Consider the following 24,335-nt stretch of genomic DNA (forward strand, 5'->3'; position numbering starts at 1 on the left):
TTTTATCTTCGGATTAACCGATGTCACTTGCCTTTATAACTAGAGATTATTCTTTTGTTACTACATCTCGTTCAACGTCTGCAGATGCTGTTTCTTCCGGCTCTTCATCACCTGATAATGCCAGGCCATCAGCTTGTTTCGCATCTTCTTCGTCTTCTAAATCTCTCATTTCTATTTCTTCTTCATCACCAGAAAGGATTTTGACATCCATACCTAAGCTTTGAAGCTCTTTGATTAATACTTTGAATGATTCCGGAACACCTGGTTCAGGAACATTGTCGCCTTTAACGATGGCTTCGTATGTTTTCACACGTCCAACCACGTCATCAGACTTCACAGTCAGAATCTCTTGAAGAGTGTAAGCCGCACCGTAAGCTTCAAGTGCCCATACCTCCATCTCACCGAAACGCTGTCCGCCAAATTGCGCTTTACCGCCAAGAGGCTGCTGTGTAACAAGTGAGTAAGGACCCGTAGAGCGTGCATGAAGTTTATCGTCAACCATGTGAGCCAGTTTGATCATGTACATGATACCGACAGATACGCGGTTATCAAATGGCTCCCCAGTACGTCCGTCGTAAAGCACTGTTTTAGCGTCACGAGACATGCCAGCTTCTTCAAGTGTTTCCCAAACATCCTCTTCTCGCGCTCCATCAAATACAGGAGATGCAATGTGAATGCCGAGGTACCGAGCGGCCATACCCATATGAAGCTCCAATACCTGCCCGATGTTCATACGTGATGGTACGCCCAGCGGGTTAAGCATGATATCAATTGGTGTGCCGTCAGGAAGATAAGGCATATCCTCTTCAGGAAGAATCTTAGAGATAACACCTTTGTTACCGTGACGACCGGCCATTTTATCCCCTTCAGAAATCTTACGTTTCTGAACGATATATACGCGTACTAACTGGTTAACACCTGGAGGAAGTTCGTCTCCATCTTCACGGTTGAAGACTTTAACGTCGTGGATAATTCCACCGCCGCCGTGAGGCACACGAAGTGAAGTATCACGAACCTCGCGGGCTTTTTCACCAAAGATGGCGTGAAGCAGGCGTTCTTCTGCAGTCAATTCAGTTACGCCTTTAGGCGTTACTTTACCAACAAGAAGATCTCCGTCCTTCACTTCAGCCCCAATACGGATAATTCCGCGGTCATCAAGATTGCGAAGCGCATCTTCACCGACGTTTGGAATATCGCGAGTGATTTCTTCGGGTCCAAGTTTCGTATCACGTGCTTCTGATTCGTATTCTTCGATGTGGATAGATGTATAAACATCATCCTTCACAAGGCGTTCACTCATGATGATGGCATCCTCATAGTTGTAGCCATCCCATGTCATGAAGCCGACCATGACGTTACGGCCAAGTGCAAGTTCACCAAGCTCCATAGAAGGACCGTCAGCAAGGATTTCTCCTTTTACCACTTCATCGCCAACACTTACGATCGGACGCTGGTTGTAGCACGTACCTTGGTTAGAGCGGACAAATTTCAGCAGGCTGTATTTATCCAGGTTTCCTTTTACTTTTTGACCGTCGACTTCTTCATAACGGCGAACCCAAACGTTTTTCGCTTCTACGCGTTCAACAATACCAGGGTGTTTACAAATAACAGCGGCACCAGAGTCTTTACCTGATACGTATTCCATACCAGTTCCTACGAATGGCGCTTCCGGCTGCATCAAAGGCACAGCCTGACGCTGCATGTTCGCTCCCATGAGGGCACGGTTGGAGTCATCGTTTTCTAGGAACGGGATACATGCTGTCGCGGCAGAAACAACCTGCTTAGGCGATACATCCATGTAGTCGACACGGTTTCTGGAAACAACGGTGTTCTCCCCGCGGAAACGGGCTACGATGCTGTCATCAATAAATGCGCCTTCGTCATCAAGACGAGCGTTCGCTTGAGCGACAACATAGTTATCCTCTTCATCAGCAGTTAAGTAATCGATTCTGCCTGTTACCTTCCCTGTTTCAGGGTCAACGCGGCGATATGGCGTTTCGATAAAGCCAAAACGGTTTACTTTTGCATATGATGAAAGTGAGTTGATTAAACCGATATTCGGTCCCTCAGGCGTTTCAATCGGACACATACGGCCATAGTGGGAGTAGTGAACGTCACGCACTTCCATTCCGGCACGCTCACGTGTCAATCCGCCCGGTCCTAATGCTGACAGACGGCGCTTATGCGTTAATTCAGCAAGCGGGTTCGTTTGGTCCATGAATTGAGAAAGCTGAGAGCTTCCAAAGAACTCTTTAATGGACGCAATAACAGGACGAATATTGATCAGCTGTTGAGGTGTAATTGTATTCGTATCTTGAATTGACATTCTCTCACGAACCACACGCTCCATACGGCTTAAACCGATACGGAATTGGTTTTGGAGAAGCTCACCTACAGAACGTAAACGGCGGTTTCCAAGATGATCGATATCATCTGTGTCGCCTACTCCGTGCAGTAAGTTGAAGAAGTAGCTGATAGAAGAAATAATATCAGCAGGTGTAATGTTTTTAATCTCTTCTTCAATGTAAGCATTGCCGATTACATTAATAACCTGTTCTCCTTCTTGATCAGTCGGAGCAAAGATTTTAATCGATTGAAGAGTCACTTCATCTTCAACAACACCGCCATTCGGATACAGCTTTCTGAAACCGATTCCGTTTTCTAAGTATGGCAGTACTTTATCTAGTGTTCTTCTATCAAGAATCTGACCTTTTTCAGCCAGGATTTCTCCTGTTTCTGGGTCAACAAGCGTTTCAGCAAGTCTCTGATTAAAGAGGCGATTCTTAATATGAAGTTTTTTATTAATTTTATAGCGTCCTACATTGGCAAGATCGTATCGTTTCGGATCAAAGAAACGAGAATCAAGCAAGCTTTTCGCATTTTCTACTGTAGGCGGCTCTCCAGGACGGAGACGCTCGTAAATTTCTAGCAACGCTTTGTCGCTGTTTTCTGTGTTATCTTTATCAAGCGTATTTCGCAGGTACTCGTTCTCTCCTACGAGATCAAGAATCTCTTGATCGGAACCGAAACCGAGAGCACGCAAAAGAACCGTAACCGGCAACTTACGTGTGCGATCAATGCGGACATAAACAACATCTTTCGCATCAGTTTCGTATTCTAACCATGCGCCACGGTTTGGAATGACAGTTGCGGTAAAACCTTTTTTACCGTTTTTGTCTACTTTACCACTGAAATATACACTTGGAGACCGAACAAGCTGGGAAACGATAACGCGTTCCGCACCGTTAATGATAAAAGTACCTGTGTCTGTCATAATCGGGAAATCACCCATGAAGACATCTTGGTCTTTTACCTCTCCAGTTTCTTTGTTAATTAAACGAACCTTCACTCTTAGCGGAGCTGAGTAAGTCACATCACGTTCTTTTGATTCCTCTACAGGATATTTAGGCTCACCTAAACTATAATCAATGAACTCAAGAGAGAGGTTACCAGTGAAATCCTCAATTGGCGATATGTCTTGAAACATCTCTCTAAGACCCTCATCAAGAAACCACTGATAAGAAGAGGTTTGAATTTCAATGAGATTTGGTAATTCTAACACTTCGCTAATGCGAGCATAGCTTCTGCGCTGGCGGTGTCGTCCATACTGAACTAGTTGACCTGTCAACTGATTCACCCCTCAAATCATGCGTATTATATGTGTAATAAGCATTTCTCTTCAAAGAAAAGAAAATACTTTTACAAGACAAAAGAAAAAAGGGTTTCTAATTAAGAAAACCACATCCAAAAACAAATACCGATTTTATTAGCATTTCCATACTTGTATAATTTATACATAGATATTGACAATTCATCATATCAAGCAAAATATATACATTGGCATTTTATAATATTAACATAGCTAAAATACCGAGTCAAACTTTTTTTGCTTTTATAATATAATAGCCTTTCTTTTTTTGAACGATAGAAACTTCATCGAACAGTTCCTCGAGCTTTTCAATGGCAGAAGGCGCGCCTTGCTTTTTCTGTATGACGATCCACAACTCACCTGAAGCTTTTAAGTGTTCAGCGCTTTTTTCAAAGATAGCATGGACAACTTTTTTTCCGGCTCGGATTGGGGGATTTGTAAGAATAGAAGCAAATGTTTGAGCAGCATCAACGTTCGAAAACATATCACTCTGATAAATCTTAACGTTTGTTATTCCGTTTTGTTCCGCATTTTCATTTGATAGCTCTACAGCTCTCTCATTAACGTCGATCATGTGGATGGTCCGCTCTTTAAAGTCGCTGGCCAGCGATAGACCAATCGGGCCATACCCGCAGCCTACATCCAGAATGCTGCCCTCAACTTCAGGCTCTTCAAAAGAATCAATCAGCAGACGGGATCCAAAATCAACTTCCTTTTTAGAAAAAACCCCGCTGTCGCTTGTAAACGTGAAATCTTTATTACGAAGCCTAAAAGACCAGGTTTGCTTGTTGCTTTTTACTGAAGGTTTTTCTGAATAATAGTGCTCACTCATTATTAGAACCTCCTTTTGTCATGTCTTAAAGAATGGCAAAGAAAAAGCTCGCCTCATAAAAGCGAGCTTCCCCTACAGGTAAGTGAAGATTACTTAACTTCTACAGAAGCGCCAACTTCTTCAAGTTTAGCTTTAAGCTCTTCAGCTTCTTCTTTAGCAATACCTTCTTTAAGTGGTTTTGGAGTGTTGTCAACAAGTTCTTTAGCTTCTTTCAAGCCAAGACCAGTGATTTCACGTACAACTTTGATAACTTTGATTTTTTGAGAACCTGCACCAGCAAGGATAAGGTCGAATTCGCTTTGCTCTTCAGCAGCTCCGCCTGCAGCAGCTCCGCCAGCTACAGCTACAGGAGCAGCAGCAGTTACGCCAAATTCTTCTTCGATTGCTTTTACTAGGTCGTTCAATTCAAGTACAGTTGCTTCTTTAACGGAAGCAATGATTTCTTCGATATTTAAAGCCATTTGTAATTCCTCCATTTTGTTTTAATTTATGAAAAACCGATTAGATTAAGCGCCTTGTTCTTCCTTTTGTTCTGCCACAGCTTTTGCAGCAAGAGCAAAGTTGCGAACTGGAGCTTGAAGTACGCTAAGCAACATAGAAAGCAAGCCATCGCGTGATGGAAGTTCAGCAAGAGCTTTCACTTCTTCAACAGTAGAAACTTTACCTTCGATAACGCCAGCTTTGATTTCAAGAGCTTCATGCTGTTTAGCAAACTCGTTAAGAACTTTAGCTGGAGCGACAACATCCTCAGTACTGAATGCAATGGCATTCGGTCCAGTTAAGACATCATTCAAACCATCAAGTTCAGCTTGTTCAACCGCACGGCGAGTCATTGTGTTTTTGTAAACTTTGAACTCAACGTTAGCTTCACGAAGCTGTTTACGAAGTTCTGTTACTTCAGAAACGTTAAGTCCGCGGTAATCAACGATGATCGTTGATTTACTTTCTTTCAGTTTAGAAGCAATTTCTTCAACAACAACTTTTTTTGTTTCAATTGCGCTGCTCATGGTTACACCTCCTGTAGATTCTTGTGTAACACTTATACCGTTAGGTGATCACGACTGAGACGACGGATTCCATATAAAAAGCCTCCATGAGACATGGAGGCTGTATATACAAGCATACGTAACGTAATAGCTGTGATAATATACACCTCGGTAGGATAATTAAGCGGTTAGGCCCCTACTGTCTACGGTATAAATGATATATTATATTTTACAACATTTTGAATCATATCAGAATGTTGATTTCATGTCAAATTATTTTACGTTGAAAGTTGAAGAGTCTACTTTGACACCAGGTCCCATAGTAGAAGTTACAGCAACGTTTTTCACGTAAACGCCTTTTGCTGCAGCAGGTTTAGCTTTCAGGATTGTATCGTACATTGTTGTGAAGTTCTCAACAAGTTTTTCATCCTCGAAAGAAACTTTGCCGATAGGAACATGAATGTTTCCAGCTTTATCAACGCGGTATTCAACTTTACCAGCTTTGATTTCGCCGATTGCTTTTTCAACTTCGAAAGTAACTGTACCAGTTTTAGGGTTTGGCATTAAACCTTTTGGTCCAAGTACACGACCGATTTTACCAACTTCACCCATCATGTCAGGTGTAGCTACGATTACATCGAAATCGAACCAACCTTGTTGAATTTTGTTGATGTAGTCAGTATCTCCAACGTAATCTGCACCAGCAGCTTCAGCTTCTTTCGCTTTTTCGCCTTTTGCGAAAACGAGAACGCGCTGAGTTTTACCAGTTCCGTTTGGAAGCACAACTGCTCCGCGGATTTGCTGGTCGTTTTTACGAGGGTCAACCCCTAGACGGAATGCAACTTCAACTGTAGCGTCGAATTTAGCTGTGTTTGTTTTTTTAACGAGAGCTACTGCTTCAGAAACATCGTAAGCTTTCGCACGATCTACAAGCTTAGCAGCTTCAACGTACTTTTTACCTTTTTTAGCCATTTTAAAATTTCCTCCTTATGTGGTTATAGCGGAATAACCTCCCACGAATAAGGGTTGCGAACTTGTTAAAACTCGCAACCCGACAAGAAACAAATTAATCCTCGATTACAATACCCATACTGCGGGCAGTACCTTCAACCATGCGCATTGCCGCTTCAACGTCTGCTGCGTTTAAGTCAGGCATTTTCGTTTCAGCGATTTCGCGTACTTTATCGCGCTTAACGGTTGCCACTTTATTACGGTTTGGTTCACCAGAACCAGACTCAATTCCAGCTGCTTTTTTAAGCAATACTGCAGCAGGTGGAGTTTTTGTAATAAATGTAAATGAACGGTCTTCGTAAACCGAAATTTCAACAGGAATGATTAAACCAGCTTGGTCAGCTGTACGAGCGTTAAACTCCTTACAGAATCCCATGATATTAACACCGGCTTGACCTAGTGCAGGTCCAACTGGCGGCGCTGGGTTAGCTTTTCCAGCAGGAATTTGCAATTTTACAACTTTTACTACTTTTTTAGCCACGAGACACACCTCCTTAAGTCCGTGATGTGGTAATAGGGTAAACCCTCCCACTCAAGGTTTCATTCTTTATATGAATGATGAAATATCAAGCTAGCTGCCTTGGATAAGTCCAAGACGTACCTTTGCTATATTATCATTTATATATAGCAATTTCAAGTTTTTTCACATTACAATTTGTCGATCTGGGTAAATTCCAGCTCAACCGGCGTTTCACGGCCGAACATATTAACGAAAACTTTAACCTTGCTTTTATCGTAGTCAATCTCTTCAATTGATCCAGTAAAGTTGGCAAAAGGTCCGTCTATCACTTTCACTGTCTCTTTTAATTCAAAGTCAATGTCCGTTTTGCGTTCGTCCATGCCCATTCTCTTCAGAATGGTTTCAGCTTCACCCGGAAGCAGCGGCGTCGGTTTTGAGCCAGAGCCGGCAGATCCTACGAATCCAGTAACACCCGGCGTGTTGCGGACAACATACCAAGAGTCGTCTGTCATTACAATTTCAACAAGTACATAACCAGGGAACACTTTCTTTTTCACGACTTTTTTCTTGCCGTTTTTGATATCCGTTTCTTCTTCCTCAGGTACGACTACACGGAAAATTTTATCCTGCATCCCCATTGATTCAACACGTTTTTCCAAGTTGGCTTTTACTTTATTCTCATAACCAGAGTACGTGTGAACAACATACCAATTCTTTTCCATTCTCTTCAGGACTCTCCAGTCCTTCCCTCCCCGCATTTGGTTTTTAGTGAATGACCATAACCCTTCAAAAAATAGGCAGCAAACCTATGATAACTTTCATTTTAACCCACAATAAAAAACCCGCTGAACGGGTTTTGGCAAGTGATATTATGATCTATTATAGCACGTATTGCTGATCATTATTCAACTATTAAACGAATTAATTGAGAAATTCCTGTGTCAAGGAGGGCAAAAAAGAGAATAAAAAAGATAACTGTTGAAATTACCGTAATGGTATAACGCGTTAACTCTTTTCCTTTAGGCCAGCTTACCTTTTTCATTTCTTTCCCAACATCTTTAAAGAATCTCATAATACGCATGTAAAAGACCTCCACAATTTAAAAGCGCAAACACTATTTTGTTTCAAGATGAGCTGTATGTGAATTGCAAGTACTGCAGTATTTCTTTACTTCTAATCGCTCAGCCGCTGATGCAGAGCTCTTCATTGTCGTATAATTACGGTTTCCGCATGTCTTGCATGCTAACGTAATCTTTTTTCTCATGTCATTACACCTTTTTCTAAATAGACATTAGTACTTATCTCTAGTAACATATCACAGTCAGAAAATTACTGTCAATACAACATAAAACCATATTACAAACTGATTTCGCGAATTTCCAAGTACTTTTCCAGCTTGCGTTTCACACGCTGAAGGGCATTATCGATCGATTTCACATGCCGGTTCAGTTCATCGGAAATCTCTTGGTAACTTCTCCCGTCGAGATATAAGACGAGTACTTTTCTCTCTAAATCACTTAATAGTTCTCCCATTTTCATTTCAATGTCATCAAATTCTTCCTGATTGATAATCATTTCTTCAGGATTTAAGGTTTTCGCTCCTGAAATGACATCAAGCAGCGTTCGGTCTGATTCTTCATCAAAAATCGGTTTATCTAATGAGACGTAGGAATTCAAAGGAATGTGTTTCTGGCGAGTAGCTGTTTTTATTGCGGTAATAATTTGGCGGGTAATACATAATTCTGCGAAAGCTTTGAAGGAGGTAAGCTTGTCCTCTTTGAAGTCACGAATAGACTTATAGAGGCCTATCATACCTTCCTGAACAATATCTTCTCTGTCCGCTCCTATTAAAAAATAGGATCTTGCTTTTGCCCGAACAAAGTTTCGGTACTTTGTAATCAAGTAATCTAACGCATCACTGTCCCCAACATGAACCTTTTCAATGACCTGCTCGTCCTCCAACTGGCAAAACTGCTCTTTGTTGAATTTTCCCTTGTTGTTCTGTAGATTCACTCCGATCCCCCCGGCGCACGTAGATAGAAATATTATACAGTATTGGGCAAAAAAGCGTCAACTTAATCTAAGTCTCCCCGCCTCCACTTTTCAAACGTTTTCAAAACCTCTTCCGATAAAGCAATTTTACCCGCCGGCTTTTCGGAAGTGATTTTTCTTACCCGTCTCTCTATTCGCCTTTCAATCGCTTCTACCTCTCTCAAAAGCTCCCGGGCCGATTTCCGCAATGCTCCCTGTCCGAAAATCGCCCACTGTTCAGTATAGTCAGAGGTTGCAACATGAATTTGAGTTGCAATATTATTCAAAGCCTGAGCAAGCTTTTCTATCCGCTCATCAGCCGTCTCATTTTCTTTTGTAAAAATCACTTCAACTCTGTGGTTGGTCTGTTTCTTCTCAAGCCCTTTTACGAGATGCGCGTCAAAAACAACAATAATCCTGTTTCCAGTATACGATTGATATTCCGCCATTTTCTGAATCAGTACGTCCCTCGCCTCTTCAAAACTGTTCGCTTTTAAATCCTTCAGCTGCGGCCAGGCTCCAATCATGTTGTATCCGTCTACTAACAGGATATCCATGGGTCTTTATTCTCCCAGAGGGTTTCGTTTCCGATAGACTTCATACATCAAAAGACCAGCCGCGACAGATGCATTCAGTGAAGTTACCTTCCCAGCCATCGGGAGTTTAATGAGAAAATCACACTTTTCTTTTACAAGGCGGCCCATCCCTTTTCCTTCACTTCCAATGACTAGAGCCAAAGGCATATTGCCGTCCATATTGCGGTAATCCTCACGCGCTGATGCATCCGTTCCGACAACCCAGATACCCCGCTCTTTTATTTCTTCTAACGTCCGCGCTAAATTGGTGACTCTCGCTACAGGGATGTGCTCAATTGCCCCTGTTGAGGCTTTTGCCACTGTTGTTGTCAGCCCGACCGCTCTCCGTTTTGGTATCACAATGCCATGTGCGCCAACCGCATCAGCTGTTCTCATAATGGAACCGAGATTATGAGGGTCTTCAAGCTCGTCCAGAATGAGGAAGAAAGGCTGTTCATTTCTTTCTTCGGCTGCTTTATATAAATCGTCCAGTTCTGCATATTCATACGCTGCAACTTGTGCCACTACGCCTTGATGCTGCCCTGTCACCATTTGATCGAGTTTTTTTCTCGGGACATATTGAATCGTGATTCCCTGCTTTTTCGCAAGCTCCATCACCTGCTGTGCTTGTCCCTTTACGGTGTTTTCCGCCATCCACAGCTTATACAGCTTACGATCTGATTTTAACGTCTCGATCACTGCATTTTTCCCTATGACGTAATCATGTTGCTGACTCATTTGTTTTCCTCCCTGACGTCCCGAATTGTATAGCTTCGGCAACGAGCTGACTAAGTCTTTCCTCTTTTTTCTCTAGAAAAAGGTGGCCCAGCAGCGCTTCAAATGCTGTACTGTAGCGGTACGTCTGAACATCTGTATTTTTAGGTGTCGTTCCCGACTTGGCATTTCTTCCTCTTTTCAGCACCGCTTCCTCTTCTTCCGTAAAAAATGATTGATCCTGCAGAAAGAATAGGATCTCAGCCTGTGACTTTGCCGATACAATCCGGCTTGATTTCTTATGAAGATCATTTGGTTTGGTAAAACCCTGCTTAAGCAGGTGATGCCTTACATACACTTCAAAAATGGCATCACCTATATAAGCAAGTGCAAGACCGTTAAGCTGCTTTGAATTTTTTATCGTTTCAAAATCAAGCATCCGTTATTCTCCCCGTTTCCAGCGAGTGCCTTGAGCCGTATCTTCGAGAATGATATTCATGCTTTTCAACTGGTCGCGGATCTGATCTGACAGTGCAAAATCGCGATTTCGGCGCGCTTCATTTCTTTTTTCGATTAAGTCTTCAATCTCTTGATCGAGAAGTTCCTGCTCGCCCAATGAAAAACCGAGAACAGATACAATGCGGTCAAACATGTCGATAAACGCCGTGATCACATGATCAGCAGTATGATCTTTCTGAAGATAATAATTGGCATGCTTCGCTAAGTCGAACAAGACAGAGATCGCATTCGCCGTATTAAAGTCATCGTCCATCGCTTCTTCGAATGCTTTGCGATGCTCTTCGACCTTCTCCAGCCATTGATCGTCATCTTCCGTTAAATTCGTACTGCTGTTCAGACGGTGCTGAAGGTTGCTGTACGCCGTTTTCAACCGGTTAAATGCGCTTTTTGTATTCTCCAGAAGCTCTTCTGAATAGTTAATCGGATGACGATAATGAACAGAAAGCATAAAGAATCTCAAAAGTTGCGGATCATGCTGTTTAATGATGTCATGCACAAGCACAAAGTTGCCTAGAGATTTTGACATTTTTTCATTATCAATATTGATATAGCCATTATGAAGCCAGTACTTCGCAAACGTTTTGCCTGTCAGCGCCTCAGATTGTGCAATTTCATTTTCATGGTGTGGGAACGTCAAATCCTGTCCGCCCGCATGGATATCAATCTGGTCACCCAAATACTTTTTCACCATCGCTGAGCATTCAATGTGCCAGCCCGGACGGCCTTTTCCCCAAGGGCTATCCCAAGAGATTTCTCCTTCTTTTGCTGCTTTCCACAACGCGAAATCAAGAGCATCTTCTTTTTTCTCGCCGACCCGGATGCGTGCACCTGATCTCAGTTCATCAATTGATTGCTGAGAAAGCTTTCCGTACCCTTCAAATGCTCTTGTTTTGAAATAAACGTCACCTTCTGATTCATAAGCGTAGCCCTTTTTCACGAGCTGATCTACGAATTCGATAATCGCATCCATGTTTTCCATCACTCGCGGATGAAGATCGGCTTTTCGGCATCCGAGCGCACCTACATCTTCAAAGTATGCCTTTATAAAACGCTCTGAAATGGCAGGTACATCCTCACCGAGTTCATTTGCCGCTTTAATTAATTTATCGTCTACGTCTGTGAAGTTTGATACATACTGCACATCATAGCCTTTATACTCCAGATAGTTTCGAACCGTATCGTATACGATAGCCGGGCGAGCGTTACCGATGTGAATGTAATTGTAAACCGTTGGTCCGCATACGTACATTTTCACTTTTCCCTCTTCAAGAGGAACGAATGTTTCCTTCTGTCTAGTCAATGTATTATAGAGAGTGATTGTCATTTTTGATTGATCCTTTCTTTTCTGTCTTCAAGTTCTGCCTTCAGCTCTAAAATCTGCTGTTCCAAAGACTTAAAGCGATCAGCAACCGGATCGGGCAAATCCTGATGGTTTAAATCGCGTCTTACTTTCTTGCCATTTTGTACAACGACCCGCCCAGGGATGCCGACAACTGTTGAAAAATCAGGAACATCGTGCAGCACGACTGAACCAGCTCCAATCTTTGAGCCTTCACCGACAGTAATTGAACCGAGCACTTTAGCACCTGTAGCTATCAATGCGTCATCTTTAATTGTTGGGTGCCTTTTTCCCTTTTCTTTCCCCGTTCCCCCGAGGGTAACCCCCTGAAAAACGGTTACGTTATTGCCGATTTCACATGTCTCCCCAATGACAACCCCCATACCGTGGTCTATGAAAAATTTTCTCCCAATCGTAGCGCCGGGGTGGATTTCGATCCCGGTAAAAAATCGGCTTACCTGAGATATAAGGCGTGCAAGGAAATAAAATTTTCGTTTATATAAAGCATGTGCAATCCGATGCGCCCATATAGCATGTAAACCGGAATAAGTTAAAATCACTTCAAAATAACTTCTTGCTGCTGGATCTTGATCGAACACTGTATCAATGTCTTCTTTGAGCATTCTAAAAAACACATGCTTCCCCCCACTTCTCTATTTGATTTCCTCTTCACCCAATAAAAAAAGCGCCTCTGCATGAAAACATGACAGAGACGCTTAAACCGCGCGGTTCCACTCTGTTTGAAAAGCAGACTCCTGCTCTCCCAACTTCAGCCTGTAACGGCGGCGGCCGCCTTTGAATACTGATTTCGAAAAATGTTCTTCAGAGGTCTTAAGGGCGCACTTCTAAAACCCGGCTCATGGATCTCTCTCAGCCAATGAAGATCCTTTCTGTAATGGCCTAAAGCTTTATACTCTTCCCTGTCAACAATCGTTTATTTAAATATTTTTCAAACGCTGAATTGCAATTTCTTTACCGATCAATTCAATTGATTGCGGCAGTTCCGGACCGTGAGTTTGCCCTGTTACAGCAACACGGATCGGCATAAACAGTTTTTTCCCTTTATGGCCAGTTTCTTTCTGCACCGCTTTGATTGATGCTTTGATGTTATCCGGAGTGAACTCCTCAAGCTCTTCAAGCTTCGCAGCGAATGTGCTGAGCACTTCAGGAACCTGCTCCTCCTCCAGAACAGCCTTTGCTTCTTGATTATACTCGATCTCATCCGTAAAGAACAAATCAGTCAACTCAACAATTTCCGCACCGTAGCTTAATTGCTCATGATACAGGGAAATCAGTTTACGAACCCATTCTTGTTCTTCAGCAGAAAGCTCAGCGCCAACTTTGCCGGCTTTTTGCAGATGCGGAAGCGTCAGTTCAACAACCTGATCAAGCTCCAGCTTCTTCACGTATTGATTGTTAACCCATTTTAGCTTATGCATATCAAATAAAGCTGGTGATTTAGATAAACGGTTTACATCAAAAATATCGATAAACTGTTCTTTTGTGAATAGCTCTTCTTCTCCAACCGGTGACCAGCCAAGCAGTCCGATAAAGTTGAACAGCGCTTCCGGCAAGTAGCCAAGCTCTTTATACTGCTCGATGAATTGAATTATGGACTCATCGCGTTTGCTGAGCTTTTTACGGCTTTCATTTACAATCAGCGTCATGTGTCCGAACTGAGGAATATCCCATCCGAATGCTTGAAAAATCATAATCTGTTTCGGTGTGTTAGAAATATGATCCTCACCGCGCAGCACGTGTGTCATTTTCATTAAGTAGTCATCAATAGCTACCGCGAAGTTGTAAGTCGGCGTTCCGTCCTTTTTCACAATAACAAAGTCGCCAATGCCATCTGATTCGAAAGAAATTTCGCCTTTTACGATATCGTTGAAGGCAATGATTTTTCCTTCCGGCACACGGAAACGAATACTTGGCTTTCTGCCTTCAGCAATAAATTTCTCCTGTTCTTCCTGAGTCAGATTTCTGTGTTTTCCGGAATAACGCGGCATTTCTCCGCGTGCAATTTGTTCTTCACGCTCTTTTTCAAGCTCTTCTTCCGTACAGTAACATTTATAAGCAAGCCCTTTTTCAAGAAGCTCTTCATAATACACTTTATAGATATCGTTACGCTCTGATTGACGGTATGGGCCGTACTCACCGCCGACATCCACACTCTCATCCCAGTCAATACCAAGCCATTTCAAATAATTAAGCTGGCTTTGTTCTCCGCCCTCAATATTGCGCTTTTTATCAGTGTCCTCAACACGAATAATAAACTTACCGCCTTGATTGCGGGCAAATAAATAATTAAAAAGCGCCGTTCTGGCATTTCCAATATGCAAATGTCCTGTTGGACTCGGTGCATAACGGACGCGTACTTCGTTTCCCATTTTCAAATACTTCCTTTCATGTCATGTATGGCCTCAGGCAAAAATGTATGAATCTATTCTACCACCAAATAGACCCGGCATCAAAGCAAGTTAGCCTTTTTGTATCAGTACTGTCGCTTGAGCCGCTATTCCTTCCGCTCGGCCTGTAAATCCAAGCTTTTCTGTCGTTGTTGCTTTTACATTTACTTGAGAAACGTCCGCCTCAAGCCCTTCAGCAATTCTTTTTCTCATATCTTCTATGTACGGCAGCATCTTTGGCTTCTGTGCAATGATGGTGCAGTCAATGTTTCCAAGAACATACCCCTTCTGTTTCACAATCCCCCAGACATGCTGAAGTAATTTGAAAGAATCTGCATCCTTGAACTCGGGATCAGTATCAGGAAAATGCTTGCCGATGTCACCTTCTCCAACAGCCCCGAGGCAGGCGTCAGCGACGGTATGCAGCAATACGTCTGCATCAGAATGGCCGAGCAGCCCTTTTTCATACGGGATTTCAATTCCGCCAATAATAAGAGGGCGGCCCTCCACTAATTGATGAACATCAAAGCCTTGTCCAATTCTAAACATGATTATTCCTACTTTCTGATTCCATGATAGCTTCAGCTGACGTTAAATCGTCTGGCGTCGTCAGCTTAATATTTGTATAGCTGCCTTCTACAACGCGGACCGAACCGCCCTCCATCTCTTCAACGAGGCTGGCGTCATCCGTCCCTAAAAATCCCTTATGCTCCGCCTCAGCGTGGGCCTTCATCAATAAAGAAAGACGAAAAGCTTGTGGCGTTTGGACAGCCCACAAGCTTGAACGTTCAATCGTCTCACAGACTTGTAAATCTTGAACGCGTTTAATCGTATCTTTTACTGGGACAGCGAGGATGGCCGCTCCTGCCTGTTCCGCTTCAGCGATCAGTTTATCTATTTGTTCATGCTTTATAAAAGGCCGGGCGCCGTCGTGAACAAGAACTATCTTTTCTTGTTTCACGGCTTTCAGCCCTTTATAAACACTGTGCTGCCGCTCATCTCCGCCTGCAACAAGCTCAATAGGAGTTTGAAATGGATAATCGGTCAGCAATTGCTGAAAGTGCTTCCGCTCGCGCTCATTAATCACCAAGATGATTTTTTCACACGGCCGGTGGCTGTCAAACACTCTTAACGTGTGAATGATCACCGGGTCTCCTTTCAGCTCAATGAACAGTTTATTTCTCCCCGCCTTCATCCGTTTTCCCTGTCCGGCTGCAGGAATCACCACATCATAACTCATTGTTTTTTCTCCCTTTACAGCGCCTTCTCCAACAGCTTGGGCTTAGCAAAAATCATTCGTCCCGCTGCTGTTTGCAGCACACTTGTAACGAGTACATCAATATGCTTGCCGATATAATTGCGCCCTTCTTCAACGACAATCATCGTACCGTCATCCAAGTAGGCAACTCCCTGATTATGCTCTTTCCCGTCCTTAATGACCTGAACATTCATTTCCTCGCCAGGAAGAACAACAGGCTTGACCGCATTGGCAAGGTCATTAATGTTTAATACTGCTACCTTCTGAAGCTCGCATACTTTATTTAGATTAAAATCATTCGTTACGACGACTCCGGATGTCAGCTTAGCGAGTTTGACGAGCTTGCTGTCAACCTCCTGGATATCTTCAAAGTCGCCTTCATAAATTTCAACTTCAATGTCTAATTCTTTCTGAATCCGGTTTAGGATATCAAGACCGCGTCGTCCTCTGTTTCGTTTTAAAACATCTGAAGAATCAGCAATATGCTGCAATTCCTCAAGGACAAACTGCGGAATCACGATAATCCCCTCTAAAAACCCAGTCTGACAAATATCTGCTATTCTCCCATCAATAATAACACTTGTGTCCAAAATTTTCAGCTTCTTGTCCTGAACCTCATGTTCTTCATCCGCTGTTCCTTTTTTCTTTTGCATTCTGGCAGAAATGGAAAACAGGCTGATCAATTCATCCTTTTTCTTAAAGCCCACCTGGAAGCCAAGATAACCGAGGAAGAACGCTAAAAACACAGGGATGATTGTACTGAATATGCGGTAAGGTATATTGTCTAAAGGAATAACATTTACGATAAGATAAGCGATTATAAGTCCAAAAACCAGGCCAAGACTTCCAAATAACAAATCTGGAACCGGCGCTTTTAACAATGAATCCTCTATCCACTTCATCCAGTTCACAACGTATTCTGTACCCCATATACTGATGAGAAAAAAGATAATTGCTCCTATTGCCGCAGACGTATATGCGTTTGTTATTAAAGGTATGTCCTGTATACTTAACAGTACAAACAATTCAGGTATTAAAAATATACCAACAACGCCGCCAAAGATAATGAAGAACGCCTGAACTATTCGTTTTAACATACCCCCACCTCCTTTTAACATTTTATTTCACAAATTTTTATGATCCTACGAATATCAGAATAAACAAAAACCAACATTAATATACCCGTATTCATAAGGTTTTAACCGAAATCACAGCTGTCTATCTAAATAATGCTTCTCTTGCAGGCGTTTTAAACCTTTTTTGATTTTTTGGGCTCGTACTTCACCGATTCCCTCAACTTCATCTAGTTCTTCTGCACTCGCCTCAATAATCCTTGGTAGGACTCCAAATGCTTCTACAACATTTTCAACAATCGGCATCGGAAGACGCGGTATCTTATTTAACAGCCTGTATCCTCTAGGCAATACATAATCATCAAGATTTGTAGAAGCCGGATAACCGAGGAGCTTATACACAATGGAATCATCCAGCAGATCATAACTGGACATATCCTGCAGCTCTTTCAAGAGAACAAACGGATCTTTAATCTTTTCTTTCACATAATCCTTAATAAATAAAGCGGCCTCTTCTTCCATATCCGTAATCAATTCAATAACTTGCAGCTTGATCAGATGTCCTTCTGTTCCCAGCTCTTTGATATACATGTTGATTTCGTTTTTGATTCTCAGCACCATTTCATAACGATGCATGACAGACAAGACATCACTGAAGGTAACAAGCTCCTCAAACTCTAATGCATTCAGTGCGTTAATTGTTTTGTCGAGGATTGTCTTATATTTTTCAAGTGTTTGTATAGCTTGGTTCGCTTTGGTTAAAATAAATCCTATGTCTTTTAGTGTATACTTCATGTTTTCCTGATATAACGTTATAACATTTCTTCTTTCAGAAATAGCAATCACGAGACAGCCAGTTTGCTTAGCTACTCTTTCGGCAGTACGGTGCCGCATTCCTGTTTCTGACGAAGAAATTGTGGCATCTGGCATCAGTTGTGTATTAGCGTAGAGGATTTTTTGACCTGAATCACTTAAAATGATCGCTCCATCCATTTTAGCCAACTCATACAAATGAGCCGGAGAAAAAGCCGTATTTATGTGAAAGCCGCCGTCCACTACTTCTTTTACTTTATCATTATATCCAACAACAATCAGACCGCCTGTATTTGCTCTCAAGACGTTTTCCATCCCTGCTCTGAGCGGTGTACCCGGAGCAACAAACTGCAATATAGATGACAGGTCTAACTCGTGTTTCGCCCCTTTTTTCTCTTTTTCCATCTATTATCCTCCTAATGAAGTACGAAGCGCCTCTGCAACATTTGCTACTCCGATAACCTCAATCCCTTTTGGTTTCGTCCATCCATCCAGATTTGCCGCGGGTATGATCATGCGTGTAAAACCAAGCTTAGCCGCTTCTTTCACACGCTGTTCAATTCTTGAAACCCGCCGGACTTCTCCGGTTAATCCCACTTCTCCTATAAAACAATCTGCAGGATTTGGAGGTGTATCTCTAAAGCTGGATGCGATACTGATCGCAATAGCAAGATCAATTGCCGGTTCATCAAGCTTTACGCCGCCGGCCACTTTCAAATAAGCGTCCTGATTTTGCAGCAGCAGCCCAACTCTTTTTTCTAACACAGCCATTAACAGCGAAACCCTGTTATGGTCTATTCCTGTTGCCATACGCCGCGGATTGCCAAAGCTTGTTGGCGAGATGAGCGCCTGGATTTCAACGAGAATCGGTCTTGTGCCCTCCATAGAAGCAGTTATGCTTGAGCCTGCGGATCCCGCTGAACGTTCTTCCAAGAAAATTTCTGAAGGGTTCAAAACCTCAGTGAGCCCCTCTTCTCGCATTTCAAAAATGCCCATTTCATTTGTAGAACCAAAACGGTTTTTTACAGCCCGTAAAATACGGAAAGTATGGTGACGTTCCCCTTCAAAATATAAAACAGTGTCGACCATATGCTCCAACAGTCTTGGCCCCGCAATCGACCCTTCCTTCGTCACATGCCCTACGATAAAAATCGGAATACCTTTTGTTTTTGCAATTTTCATCAGCTCAGCGGTACATTCTCTGACCTGTGACACACTGCCCGGAGCCGATGTAATGTCGCTTTGGTAAACCGTTTGAATAGAGTCTACAACGACAAACGCTGGATTCATCTCTTGTATAGCAGACGAAATATACTCCATATCGGTTTCAGATAAAACATGCAGTGACGGACTATTAATGCCAAGACGATCTGCTCTCAGTTTCGTTTGCTTTACTGATTCTTCTCCCGAAATGTACAGCACACTGTTCGATGAATCTGATAATTGAGCGGAAACCTGCAGTAATAACGTTGACTTTCCAATACCAGGATCGCCGCCGATTAAAACGAGTGAGCCTTTGACGACGCCCCCGCCGAGCACCCTGTTAAACTCGCCAAGCTGGGTTTTAACCCGAGGTTCTTCTGATGTTTCGATTGATGTAATAGGTGAAGGTTTTTGTACAGTTTGAACTGAATGAGAAAAAGCTGCTCTCCGATTGGCCGGCGCTTTTTTAACCATTTCTTCCACCATAGTATTCCAAGCACCGCAGCCCGGACATTTCCCCATCCATTTTGGAGACTCGTAACCGCAGGATTGGCAGATGAATTTCGATTTTGTTTTAGCCATATATAGTGTAAGACCTCTCCCTTGTTCTATTTCTTAATATGAAAGTGAGGCATACACTTACATGCTGTATGCCTCATTTTCGTCTTCTATATTAATTCGTTTTAGCAGTCGTTTTTACGACAAATTCGCCGTCTTCTACATCGAGAACGATATGCTGTCCTTTATGAATATTACCTCTGAGTAGTTCTTCAGATAAACGGTCTTCGACATGTTTTTGGATAGCTCTTCTTAACGGACGGGCGCCGTATTCCAAGTCAACGCCCTCTTCCGCAACTTTCGCTTTTGCAGCATCGGTCAATTCGATAGAAAGATCTTGTTCTTTCAGGCGTTTCGTTAATTGATCAGACATCAATGACACGATTTCAGTGAGATGTTTTTTCTCAAGTGAATGGAAGACAATGATTTCATCGATCCGGTTGATAAACTCGGGTCTGAACGCACGTTTCAATTCACCCATCACTTTATCTTTCATGTCTTTATGATTTTGCGTCTCATCTTGAACGTTAAAGCCGACATATTTATTGCGTTTCAGCTCACTTGCTCCGACGTTTGACGTCATAATCAGAATGGTATTGCGGAAATCGACTGTGCGTCCTTTAGAATCAGTCAATCGTCCGTCTTCAAGAACTTGCAGGAGGATATTGAAGACATCAGGATGCGCTTTCTCAATCTCATCAAGAAGCACGACAGAGTAAGGTTTTCTTCTGACTTTCTCTGTTAATTGGCCGCCTTCATCGTATCCCACATATCCCGGAGGTGAACCGACAAGTCTTGAAGTTGAGTGTTTTTCCATGTACTCAGACATATCAATTCTGATCATGGCTTCCTCATCACCGAAAATCGATTCAGCAAGTGCTCGCGCCAGCTCTGTCTTACCTACACCTGTAGGGCCTAAGAAAATGAATGAGCCGATTGGGCGTTTAGGATCTTTTAATCCTGCTCTCGCACGTCTGACTGCTTTTGCTACAGCTACAACTGCTTCATCCTGGCCAATGACACGGGAGTGAAGAATGCTTTCCATATTGAGAAGCTTATCAGTTTCAGTTTGGGCGATTTTGGATACAGGCACCCCAGTCCAGCTGGATACAACCATCGCAATATCATCAACAGTAACCTCTGAGTTTTCCTGCCCTTGCTTCTCTTTCCATGATTTCTTCGTATCCTCTACTTGCTCGCGCAGGCGCTGCTCAGTATCACGCAAAGAAGCTGCCTTTTCAAACTCTTGGCTTTGCACTGCCGCATCCTTCTCTTTACGAACCTCATCAAGCTTCTGTTCAAGCTCTTTTAAGTTAGGAGGTGTTGTAAAGGAGCGCAGTCTCACCTTTGAACCCGCTTCATCGATTAAGTCAATTGCTTTATCCGGAAGGAAACGGTCAGAAATATATCTGTCAGAAAGCTTAACCGCAGCTTCAATGGCATCATCTGTAATTGATACACGGTGGTGAGCTTCATATCGGTCACGCAAGCCTTTTAAAATTTGAATACTTTCATCTGCAGATGGCTGATCAACCTGAATCGGCTGAAAACGGCGTTCCAACGCTGCATCTTTTTCAATATATTTACGGTACTCATCAAGAGTCGTCGCTCCAATACATTGAAGTTCACCGCGAGCAAGTGAAGGTTTTAAAATGTTAGATGCGTCAATGGCACCTTCAGCTCCGCCCGCTCCGATTAATGTATGAAGCTCATCGATGAATAGAATGATGTTTCCTGCCTGGCGAATTTCATCCATGACTTTTTTCAGGCGGTCCTCAAATTCACCGCGGTATTTTGTGCCGGCAACAACTGTTCCCATGTCTAATGTCATCACGCGTTTATCGCGCAAGATTTCGGGAACTTCGTTATTGATAATTTGCTGTGCCAAACCTTCTGCGATAGCCGTTTTACCTACACCTGGTTCACCAATGAGAACAGGGTTGTTTTTCGTTCTGCGGCTTAACACTTCGATCACACGCTGAATTTCCTTACTTCTGCCGATTACAGGATCAAGACTGTCTTCCTTCGCAATAGCAGTTAAGTCTCTTGCCAAGCTGTCAAGCGTAGGCGTATTCGCATTGCTGTTTGTACCTGTCGCTGATGATCCTGTTTCATTGCTTCCTAATAGCTGGAGCACTTGCTGTCTTGCTTTATTTAAGCTGACACCGAGGTTATTCAGCACTCTCGCGGCAACACCTTCACCTTCGCGAATCAGACCAAGAAGAATATGTTCTGTCCCGACATAAGAATGCCCGAGCTTTCTTGCTTCATCCATTGAAAGTTCAATGACTTTCTTAGCTCTAGGAGTATAATGAATCGTTTGAGACATTTCCTGCCCGCGGCCGATCAAACTTTCTACTTCTTTTTGAATTTTATCTGAACCAAGCCCAAGCGCTTGTAGAGCTTTAGCAGCAATCCCTTCCCCTTCTCGTACCAGTCCTAATAAAATATGCTCAGTGCCAATGTTATTATGACCTAAACGGAGTGCCTCTTCCTGTGCGAGCGCCAGTACTTTTTGAGCTCGTTCTGTAAATCTTCCAAACATCATATCGATTCATCCTCCTGTCTTTTCCCATTCATTTCTAAGTGAAGCCGTTCTCTGATGAGAGCCGCTCTTCGAATGTCTCTTTCGTTTGGCCGCAAAGCGCCTCCCGAGTACTGCTGTAAAAATCCTGGCTGTGTCAAAATCATTAGTTCATTAAGTATGTTGCTTGAAAGTCCTTTAATAATGCCTAGATCTATGCCCAACCGAACGTCTGAAAGACACTTTGCAGTTTCTTTCGATTCTATCATCCGGCAATTGGACAAGACCCCATAAGACCGATATACCTTATCCTCAAGTTCAATTTTAGAGGTTTGATAAAGCGCTTCTCGGGCAGATCGTTCTTGTTCAATTAGCTGGGCGGCAACACTGTTAAGATCATCTACAATATCCTGCTCTGACTTACCAAGCGTGATCTGATTTGAAATTTGAAAGATATTTCCTACTGCTTCGCTGCCTTCCCCATAAATTCCTCTAACAACTAAGCCTAATTGATTAATTGCCGGTATAATTCGATTTATTTGCCTAGTTAAAACCAGTGCTGGCAGATGCATCATGACTGAAGCCCTTAAACCCGTACCTACATTTGTAGGACAACTGGTTAAGTATCCTCTTTGCTCATTAAAAGCATAATCAACTTTTTCTTCAATCCAGTCATCGACCCGGTTAGCGGCTTTCATTGCCTCTAAAAGCTGAAATCCAGGGAATAGACATTGAATCCTAATATGATCCTCCTCATTTAACATGACGCTTACTTCTTCATTTTCAGAAAGCAAACAGCCGCCAAAAGGAGACTCTGTCAAATTCGGACTGATGAGATGTTTTTCAACAAGTACACGCTTTTCTAAAGCCTGTGCATCATTCATTCTGATCAAAACGAATTTTCCGATTCCGGGAATTTCTTGTTCTGAAAACTGATCTTCAAATTGCTGTATGATGGATGAGGCTTCTTCATTGGAATACCGCGTAGGGAACCGTATATGTTCAAAGTTCCTTGCTAAACGTATGCGGCTGCTGAGTACAATGTCACTTTCAGGTCCCTTCTGCTTCATCCAACTGCTTAGTGCGTCCTGAATAAAATGCTTTAGCGACATTACCCCTGTTCCTCCTCACTATCTTTGCTTTTGAGTGATTGTTCTAATGAACGAATTTGATCTCTCACATGGGCTGCGTTCTCAAATTCTTCTTGATGAATTAAGGATTCTAATTCTTTTTTCAGCATGTCAATCTGCCGTCTGACATGGAGATTGCCGCCTATACGCTTCGGTATTTTCCCAGCATGCACAGTGTTCCCGCTATGCACTTTACGTAAGATAGGTGTGATGTTGCTATGAAATGTTTTATAACATTCAGAACAACCAAAACGGCCGATTTTTCTAAATTGCTGAAAAGTCATTCCGCATTTCGGACAAGCTGATATTTGCTCCGAGTGACTGAACATTTGAGTTCCTGCATTTTGGAATGAAGAATCCATGTTCAGCAAACCCGAAAGTAAATTATGAATAGAGAAACCTTGATTTGCACTTATACCATATGAATCACTATTTTCTTTGGCACATTGTTCACAAATATGAACTTCTATTTTTTCTCCGTTAACAACCTTTGTAAAGTGAAAAGTGGCAGGTCTCTCGTGGCACTCTTGACAAATCAATCTTTTCACCCGCTTATTTTAATTTTAAAGATGTCAGCATAGCCTTCATCATTCTCGCTCTTAATTCATCACGTTCAGGCAAGTCAATGTGTAAAACCGAGCGGTCCATCACGCTGACCATCATTTTTGCTTCTCTTTCTGAAATCACCTTGTCTTCTAATAGCCTTAAAATAATGTCATCAGAGGCTGCTTGAGACAAATGGGTATTAATTTGAGAAATAATATTATTGATCAGGACAACTTCATTGTTCATTTTAATTTTAATGATTCTGATGTAACCGCCGCCCCCGCGTTTGCTCTCAACAATATATCCTCTTTCGCTTGTAAATCTGGTGTTGATGACATAATTTATTTGGGAAGGAACGCATTGAAATTTATCTGCAATTTCACTTCGTTTAATCTCTAAAATTTCCTTGCCATTTTGATCTAACACACGTTTTAAATATTGTTCAATGATGTCAGAAATATTATGTCCCACTCAACCCCCTCCTTTACTGACTTTGACTATATTTGACTTTAATCTTACTATAAGGCGTTTCTCGAGAATTTTCAACTTTCTCGCTCTATCCTTTATTATTTCCACTTTCCCGACCCATAAAACCTGATTGCCACTTTAAAATTCAGTGTAAAGTTATTATATTATACAATTAAAAGAAGTTTTATGATACTAATAAACCAGAATACAAAAAAGGGCAGCTCATATGAGCTGCCCT

General features: G+C 42.4%; 25 protein-coding genes and 2 other annotated features. All 25 genes read right to left on the minus strand.

Annotation, left to right across the window (positions count from 1 at the left end):
* Positions 1-46: 46 nt before the first annotated feature.
* A complete protein-coding gene (rpoB, locus tag MOF34_RS03445) occupies positions 47-3,628 on the minus strand; it encodes a DNA-directed RNA polymerase subunit beta (protein ID WP_003225770.1) in 3,582 nt (1,193 codons plus the stop codon).
* A gap of 247 nt (positions 3,629-3,875) precedes the next feature.
* Positions 3,876-4,481 carry a class I SAM-dependent methyltransferase gene (locus tag MOF34_RS03450; RefSeq protein WP_268398522.1) on the minus strand — a complete coding sequence of 202 codons (606 nt, stop codon included), beginning with the start codon at positions 4,479-4,481 and terminating at the stop codon, positions 3,876-3,878.
* 89 nt (positions 4,482-4,570) lie between these two features.
* The gene (rplL, locus tag MOF34_RS03455) at positions 4,571-4,942 is read right to left on the minus strand and encodes a 50S ribosomal protein L7/L12 (protein WP_003156436.1); all 372 of its coding nucleotides are present in this window, start codon (positions 4,940-4,942) and stop codon (positions 4,571-4,573) included.
* Between the two features lie 45 nt (positions 4,943-4,987).
* Positions 4,988-5,488, minus strand: a complete 501-nt coding sequence (gene rplJ, locus MOF34_RS03460; protein WP_268398523.1) for a 50S ribosomal protein L10 — start codon at positions 5,486-5,488, stop codon at positions 4,988-4,990.
* Between the two features lie 65 nt (positions 5,489-5,553).
* Positions 5,554-5,694, minus strand: a sequence feature (ribosomal protein L10 leader region).
* A gap of 46 nt (positions 5,695-5,740) precedes the next feature.
* The gene (gene rplA / locus MOF34_RS03465) at positions 5,741-6,439 is read right to left on the minus strand and encodes a 50S ribosomal protein L1 (protein ID WP_268398525.1); all 699 of its coding nucleotides are present in this window, start codon (positions 6,437-6,439) and stop codon (positions 5,741-5,743) included.
* Positions 6,440-6,533: 94 nt separating this feature from the next.
* Positions 6,534-6,959: a 50S ribosomal protein L11 gene (rplK, locus tag MOF34_RS03470; RefSeq protein WP_003156430.1), complete on the minus strand. Its 426-nt coding sequence runs from the start codon at positions 6,957-6,959 to the stop codon at positions 6,534-6,536.
* Positions 6,960-7,126: 167 nt separating this feature from the next.
* A complete protein-coding gene (gene nusG / locus MOF34_RS03475) occupies positions 7,127-7,660 on the minus strand; it encodes a transcription termination/antitermination protein NusG (protein ID WP_003225764.1) in 534 nt (177 codons plus the stop codon).
* A gap of 179 nt (positions 7,661-7,839) precedes the next feature.
* Positions 7,840-8,019: a preprotein translocase subunit SecE gene (gene secE / locus MOF34_RS03480; RefSeq protein ID WP_003225761.1), complete on the minus strand. Its 180-nt coding sequence runs from the start codon at positions 8,017-8,019 to the stop codon at positions 7,840-7,842.
* A 33-nt stretch (positions 8,020-8,052) separates the two neighbouring features.
* The gene (gene rpmG / locus MOF34_RS03485; RefSeq protein WP_003156421.1) at positions 8,053-8,202 is read right to left on the minus strand and encodes a 50S ribosomal protein L33; all 150 of its coding nucleotides are present in this window, start codon (positions 8,200-8,202) and stop codon (positions 8,053-8,055) included.
* A gap of 92 nt (positions 8,203-8,294) precedes the next feature.
* Positions 8,295-8,951 (minus strand): RNA polymerase sporulation sigma factor SigH, encoded by a 657-nt coding sequence (gene sigH / locus MOF34_RS03490; RefSeq protein WP_003225758.1) that lies wholly within the window; start codon positions 8,949-8,951, stop codon positions 8,295-8,297.
* Between the two features lie 62 nt (positions 8,952-9,013).
* The gene (rae1, locus tag MOF34_RS03495; RefSeq protein WP_268398527.1) at positions 9,014-9,526 is read right to left on the minus strand and encodes a ribosome-dependent mRNA decay endonuclease Rae1/YacP; all 513 of its coding nucleotides are present in this window, start codon (positions 9,524-9,526) and stop codon (positions 9,014-9,016) included.
* 6 nt (positions 9,527-9,532) lie between these two features.
* The gene (rlmB, locus tag MOF34_RS03500; RefSeq protein ID WP_268398530.1) at positions 9,533-10,282 is read right to left on the minus strand and encodes a 23S rRNA (guanosine(2251)-2'-O)-methyltransferase RlmB; all 750 of its coding nucleotides are present in this window, start codon (positions 10,280-10,282) and stop codon (positions 9,533-9,535) included.
* Entirely contained in the window at positions 10,266-10,697 is a 432-nt protein-coding gene (locus MOF34_RS03505; RefSeq protein ID WP_019713047.1) for a mini-ribonuclease 3, read from the minus strand. Before MOF34_RS03505 ends, rlmB begins: the two co-directional genes overlap by 17 nt.
* A gap of 3 nt (positions 10,698-10,700) precedes the next feature.
* Positions 10,701-12,101: a cysteine--tRNA ligase gene (gene cysS / locus MOF34_RS03510; protein ID WP_268398532.1), complete on the minus strand. Its 1,401-nt coding sequence runs from the start codon at positions 12,099-12,101 to the stop codon at positions 10,701-10,703.
* Positions 12,098-12,751, minus strand: a complete 654-nt coding sequence (gene cysE, locus MOF34_RS03515; RefSeq protein ID WP_019713045.1) for a serine O-acetyltransferase — start codon at positions 12,749-12,751, stop codon at positions 12,098-12,100. Before cysE ends, cysS begins: the two co-directional genes overlap by 4 nt.
* Positions 12,752-12,821: 70 nt before the next feature.
* Positions 12,822-13,052: a binding site (T-box leader), on the minus strand.
* Between the two features lie 2 nt (positions 13,053-13,054).
* Positions 13,055-14,506 (minus strand): glutamate--tRNA ligase, encoded by a 1,452-nt coding sequence (gene gltX, locus MOF34_RS03520; RefSeq protein ID WP_019713044.1) that lies wholly within the window; start codon positions 14,504-14,506, stop codon positions 13,055-13,057.
* Between the two features lie 90 nt (positions 14,507-14,596).
* Positions 14,597-15,073 (minus strand): 2-C-methyl-D-erythritol 2,4-cyclodiphosphate synthase, encoded by a 477-nt coding sequence (gene ispF / locus MOF34_RS03525; RefSeq protein WP_003225745.1) that lies wholly within the window; start codon positions 15,071-15,073, stop codon positions 14,597-14,599.
* Entirely contained in the window at positions 15,066-15,764 is a 699-nt protein-coding gene (gene ispD, locus MOF34_RS03530) for a 2-C-methyl-D-erythritol 4-phosphate cytidylyltransferase (protein ID WP_268398533.1), read from the minus strand. The genes ispF and ispD overlap by 8 nt, the downstream gene beginning before the upstream one ends.
* A 14-nt stretch (positions 15,765-15,778) precedes the next feature.
* Positions 15,779-16,879, minus strand: coding sequence for a PIN/TRAM domain-containing protein (locus MOF34_RS03535; RefSeq protein WP_019713042.1), 1,101 nt, complete (start codon positions 16,877-16,879; stop codon positions 15,779-15,781).
* Between the two features lie 111 nt (positions 16,880-16,990).
* The gene (disA, locus tag MOF34_RS03540; protein WP_003225736.1) at positions 16,991-18,073 is read right to left on the minus strand and encodes a DNA integrity scanning diadenylate cyclase DisA; all 1,083 of its coding nucleotides are present in this window, start codon (positions 18,071-18,073) and stop codon (positions 16,991-16,993) included.
* Positions 18,074-18,076: 3 nt separating this feature from the next.
* A complete protein-coding gene (gene radA, locus MOF34_RS03545) occupies positions 18,077-19,453 on the minus strand; it encodes a DNA repair protein RadA (protein ID WP_019713041.1) in 1,377 nt (458 codons plus the stop codon).
* Positions 19,454-19,544: 91 nt separating this feature from the next.
* Entirely contained in the window at positions 19,545-21,977 is a 2,433-nt protein-coding gene (gene clpC / locus MOF34_RS03550; protein WP_003225731.1) for an ATP-dependent protease ATP-binding subunit ClpC, read from the minus strand.
* Positions 21,974-23,065 carry a protein arginine kinase gene (locus MOF34_RS03555; protein WP_019713040.1) on the minus strand — a complete coding sequence of 364 codons (1,092 nt, stop codon included), beginning with the start codon at positions 23,063-23,065 and terminating at the stop codon, positions 21,974-21,976. The genes clpC and MOF34_RS03555 overlap by 4 nt, the downstream gene beginning before the upstream one ends.
* Positions 23,065-23,622, minus strand: coding sequence for a protein-arginine kinase activator protein McsA (mcsA, locus tag MOF34_RS03560; protein ID WP_014112328.1), 558 nt, complete (start codon positions 23,620-23,622; stop codon positions 23,065-23,067). Before mcsA ends, MOF34_RS03555 begins: the two co-directional genes overlap by 1 nt.
* Before the next feature lie 13 nt (positions 23,623-23,635).
* Positions 23,636-24,100 carry a transcriptional regulator CtsR gene (gene ctsR / locus MOF34_RS03565; protein ID WP_003225724.1) on the minus strand — a complete coding sequence of 155 codons (465 nt, stop codon included), beginning with the start codon at positions 24,098-24,100 and terminating at the stop codon, positions 23,636-23,638.
* Between the last annotated feature and the right edge of the window lie 235 nt (positions 24,101-24,335).

Source organism: Bacillus sp. T17B1 (assembly GCF_026796395.1).
GTDB lineage: Bacteria > Bacillota > Bacilli > Bacillales > Bacillaceae > Bacillus > Bacillus spizizenii_A.

Excerpts from the sequence above, each read along its gene's own strand:
- MOF34_RS03450 (WP_268398522.1), bottom strand. The coding sequence starts at position 4,481 with ATGAGTGAGCACTATTATTCAGAAAAACCTTCAGTAAAAAGCAACAAG.
- rplL (WP_003156436.1), bottom strand. The coding sequence starts at position 4,942 with ATGGCTTTAAATATCGAAGAAATCATTGCTTCCGTTAAAGAAGCAACT.
- rplJ (WP_268398523.1), bottom strand. The coding sequence starts at position 5,488 with ATGAGCAGCGCAATTGAAACAAAAAAAGTTGTTGTTGAAGAAATTGCT.
- rplA (WP_268398525.1), bottom strand. The coding sequence starts at position 6,439 with ATGGCTAAAAAAGGTAAAAAGTACGTTGAAGCTGCTAAGCTTGTAGAT.
- nusG (WP_003225764.1), bottom strand. The coding sequence starts at position 7,660 with ATGGAAAAGAATTGGTATGTTGTTCACACGTACTCTGGTTATGAGAAT.
- secE (WP_003225761.1), bottom strand. The coding sequence starts at position 8,019 with ATGCGTATTATGAGATTCTTTAAAGATGTTGGGAAAGAAATGAAAAAG.
- rpmG (WP_003156421.1), bottom strand. The coding sequence starts at position 8,202 with ATGAGAAAAAAGATTACGTTAGCATGCAAGACATGCGGAAACCGTAAT.
- rae1 (WP_268398527.1), bottom strand. The coding sequence starts at position 9,526 with ATGGATATCCTGTTAGTAGACGGATACAACATGATTGGAGCCTGGCCG.
- rlmB (WP_268398530.1), bottom strand. The coding sequence starts at position 10,282 with ATGAGTCAGCAACATGATTACGTCATAGGGAAAAATGCAGTGATCGAG.
- MOF34_RS03505 (WP_019713047.1), bottom strand. The coding sequence starts at position 10,697 with ATGCTTGATTTTGAAACGATAAAAAATTCAAAGCAGCTTAACGGTCTT.
- cysS (WP_268398532.1), bottom strand. The coding sequence starts at position 12,101 with ATGACAATCACTCTCTATAATACATTGACTAGACAGAAGGAAACATTC.
- gltX (WP_019713044.1), bottom strand. The coding sequence starts at position 14,506 with ATGGGAAACGAAGTACGCGTCCGTTATGCACCGAGTCCAACAGGACAT.
- ispF (WP_003225745.1), bottom strand. The coding sequence starts at position 15,073 with ATGTTTAGAATTGGACAAGGCTTTGATGTTCATCAATTAGTGGAGGGC.
- ispD (WP_268398533.1), bottom strand. The coding sequence starts at position 15,764 with ATGAGTTATGATGTGGTGATTCCTGCAGCCGGACAGGGAAAACGGATG.
- MOF34_RS03535 (WP_019713042.1), bottom strand. The coding sequence starts at position 16,879 with ATGTTAAAACGAATAGTTCAGGCGTTCTTCATTATCTTTGGCGGCGTT.
- disA (WP_003225736.1), bottom strand. The coding sequence starts at position 18,073 with ATGGAAAAAGAGAAAAAAGGGGCGAAACACGAGTTAGACCTGTCATCT.
- radA (WP_019713041.1), bottom strand. The coding sequence starts at position 19,453 with ATGGCTAAAACAAAATCGAAATTCATCTGCCAATCCTGCGGTTACGAG.
- clpC (WP_003225731.1), bottom strand. The coding sequence starts at position 21,977 with ATGATGTTTGGAAGATTTACAGAACGAGCTCAAAAAGTACTGGCGCTC.
- MOF34_RS03555 (WP_019713040.1), bottom strand. The coding sequence starts at position 23,065 with ATGTCGCTAAAGCATTTTATTCAGGACGCACTAAGCAGTTGGATGAAG.